The organism is Anaerococcus tetradius (assembly GCF_947087635.1).
GTDB classification, from domain to species: Bacteria; Bacillota; Clostridia; order Tissierellales; family Peptoniphilaceae; genus Anaerococcus; species Anaerococcus tetradius.
The window spans coordinates 1-3,428 of sequence record NZ_CAMUDP010000028.1 but is presented as its reverse complement, the minus strand read 5'-3'; the positions used below and the strand labels follow the sequence as shown (position 1 = coordinate 3,428).

General features: G+C 38.9%; 3 protein-coding genes. All 3 read left to right on the top strand.

What is annotated here, in order from left to right; translation table 11 throughout:
• Nucleotides 1-847: glycine--tRNA ligase subunit beta (locus P6936_RS08165; RefSeq protein WP_276881368.1), on the top strand; the 847-nt coding region annotated here is incomplete at its 5' end.
• Nucleotides 848-850: 3 nt separating this feature from the next.
• Nucleotides 851-1,684 carry a pyruvate, water dikinase regulatory protein gene (locus P6936_RS08160; protein WP_004837504.1) on the top strand — a complete coding sequence of 278 codons (834 nt, stop codon included), beginning with the start codon at nt 851-853 and terminating at the stop codon, nt 1,682-1,684.
• Nucleotides 1,685-1,702: 18 nt separating this feature from the next.
• Nucleotides 1,703-3,235 carry a glutamine-hydrolyzing GMP synthase gene (guaA, locus tag P6936_RS08155; protein ID WP_276881367.1) on the top strand — a complete coding sequence of 511 codons (1,533 nt, stop codon included), beginning with the start codon at nt 1,703-1,705 and terminating at the stop codon, nt 3,233-3,235.
• The last annotated feature ends 193 nt before the right edge of the window (nt 3,236-3,428 follow it).

The following is a 3,428-nucleotide window of genomic DNA, read 5'->3' as shown; positions in this document are numbered from 1 at the left end:
CGAGCTACAAGGAACTATGGGTAGGATTTATGCAGAAAAGTCTGGCGAAGAAGAAAGAATAGCCACAGCCATAGAAGAAGCCTATATGCCAAGATCAGCTGGGGATAATTTGCCAAAAACTATAACTGGTATAATTCTATCCATAGCCGATAAGATGGATACCATAGTTGGCCTTTATGCTATAGAAAAATATGTAACAGGTAGCCAAGATCCATTCGGTCTAAGAAGGGCCTGCCTAGGAATTATAAATATTTTCCTAGCAAACTCCATAGATATCGACCTAAAAAGACTTGTAAATGACGCACTTTTGGTATATACAGAAAAAAACGAACTAGCCTTTGACTATGATACAGCTATGGCTAAGGTTCTAGACTTCTTTAGGGATAGGCTCAAAAACAAATTGATAGATGATGGCTACAATTATGACACAGTAAATGCTGTAATGAATGTTAGTGAGCTTAATATACTAAGAATCGCTAAGAAGGTGGCAAGTCTTGATAAGTTCTTAGAAGATAACGAAGATCAAATATCTTACTTCACAAGAATTGTAAACCTATCCAAAGACCTTGATGATGATAATATAAGAGAAGATCTCCTAGAAAACGACCTAGAAAGGTCATTCTACGAAGTGCTTATATCTCTCGGAGATTTTGTTGCCGTTGCCGAAACTGACTATCTAGCCGAACTAGAAAAGATTAAAGAAACTAGCCAAATAGGAAATGAATATCTGGATAAGACCATGATAAATGTTGACAATGAACAATTGAAAAACAACAGGATAGCCATGATCAACATTCTAGCTAAGCGTATTAAGCAAATTTTTGATGTGAAAGAGATTGTAAGGTAAGAGATGAAGGAACTAAAGGTAATTCTTGTCAGCGATTCGACAGGAGAAACAGCTCAAAATTATATAAAATCTGTTACAAGCCAATTTCCAGACTTGAAGGTCAACCTAATAAGAAAGCCTAGCATAATCTCGACAAAAGAGATAGATGAAGTCATGGAAGAAGCGGATAAAAGCACAATTGTAGTTCAAACTATTGCTGACAAGGACCTATCCAATCACCTTAGGGAAGTTGCCAAGAAAAGGAACATGGAGGTCTTAGACATCCTAAATTACGGTATCAGAAAAGTAGAAGAAGCCACTGGCCTTAAAGCCATAAGGCAAGTCGGCCTAACTAGGACCCTATCTAAGGACTACTTCGATATGATAGAAGCCATAGAGTTTGCTATCAAATACGATGATGGTAAGGACCCAAGGGGCTTTCCTCTATCAGATATAGTCCTAGTCGGCGTATCAAGAACCAGCAAAACTCCTACTACCATGATTCTTGCAACCAAAAACTTCAAGGTATCAAACCTACCTCTTGTGCCTGAAATAAGGCTACCCCAAGAGATATTCGAAGTAGACCCAGAAAGGATCATAGGCCTTGTCATAGACCCAGACAAGCTATCTAACATAAGAGAAGTAAGAAGCAAGTCCCTGGGTATAGTAGGCGAATCAATATATTATGATGACAAGAGGATAAGAAAAGAACTAGAATACGCTAGGGAAGTCTACAAAGACCTTGACTGCAAGGTCATAGATGTAACAGAGAACACAATCGAGCAAACAGCAACAGACATCGTTCAATATTATTTCGAGAAATTTCCCGAAGAGCACAAAGACCACGTTCAATATTAACAAGCTTAAGGAGCAAGTATGAAAAAAGACAAAATAATTGTACTAAACTTCGGCGGCCAATACGACCAACTCATAGTAAGAAGAGTAAGAGAAATGGGCGTATACGCTGAACTATTTGACTGCGAGAGCAAAGTCGAAGACCTAAATCTTGACGGAGTAGCAGGAATCATCCTAACAGGGGGCCCACAATCAGTAAATGACGAAAATTCCCTAAAGGCAGATGACAGAATATTTGACCTAGGCCTTCCAATACTAGGAATCTGCTATGGCTTACAATATATCAACCACCACTTTGGCGGAGAAGTAGAAACTCCAAAAAATGGTGAATATGGGAAAACTCCACTCTTTGTAGATCAAAAGAGCGAACTATTCCAAGGAGTTCCTCAAGAATCTGTAATTTGGATGAATCACAGAGATAGGATTAACAAAATCGCCGATGGTTTCAAAAAAATAGCCTGGACCCTAAACGCTCCTGTAGCAGGAATCGAAAACAAAGAAAAGAAAATCTATGCAGTTCAATTCCACCCAGAAGTAGTTCACTCAGAATATGGTCGTCTCATGCTAGAAAACTTCGTTAAAAACATAGCCCAAGCAGAACAAACCTGGAAAATGGAAGACTTTGCCAAGGAAAAAATAGCCGAAATAAAAGAAAAATACGCAAATGAAAAGATGATATGTGGACTATCTGGTGGAGTTGACTCAACAGTAGCTGCTACCATAGTATCCAAGGCAATTGGAGATAACCTACAATGTATATTCGTAGACCATGGTCTCCTTCGTAAAGACGAAGGCAAATCAGTAATGGAAACCTATGCAAAAATAGGTCTTAATGTAAAAATGGTAGACAAATCAGAAGAATTCCTAGACCTACTAAAGGGCGTAGAAGAACCAGAAGAAAAAAGAAAAATCATAGGCAACCACTTCGTAGAAGTCTTTGAAGAAGAAGCCAAAAAAATCGGTGGAGCCAAATACCTAGTCCAAGGAACAATCTATCCAGACGTCATAGAATCAGGCAAGGATAAAGCAAGTGTGATAAAAAGCCACCACAACGTAGGAGGTCTTCCAGAAGACATGGACTTCACAGGCTTAGTAGAACCCCTAAGAGAACTCTTCAAAGACGAAGTAAGAGCCGTAGGAGAAGCCATAGGAGTACCACACGATATGGTATGGCGTCAACCATTCCCAGGACCAGGCCTTGCCATAAGAGTAATAGGCGAAATCACCAAAGAAAAACTAGACATAGTAAGAGAAACAGATGCCATCCTAAGAGAAGAAGTAGAAAACTTCGGACTAAAAGAAGACATCTGGCAATACTTCACAGTATGGACACCAATAAAAACAGTAGGAGTAAAAGGAGACGCTAGAGTCTACGACAACGTAATAGCAGTAAGAGCCGTAACAAGCACTGACGCAATGACAGTAGAAGCAGCCGACCTCCCATACGACCTCCTCCAAACCCTATCCAACAGAATGATAAACGAAGTAAACGGAGTAGGAAGAATAGTCTACGACATAACCAGCAAACCACCAGGAACAATTGAATGGGAATAGTAGCAAAAAAATTAAAAACTTTGTAAAATCAACGGTTACAGAATATGAACAACTGTAACTGGGATTAAAATAGGAACATTTGTAAAAAAGAATAAATTGAATAATAGTTCCAAGTGGTTTACATGAGGACAAAAAATTAGGTGATGTTGCAGAATAGGTAAATCTATTCTGCTCATCACTTTTTTTCTGGTAT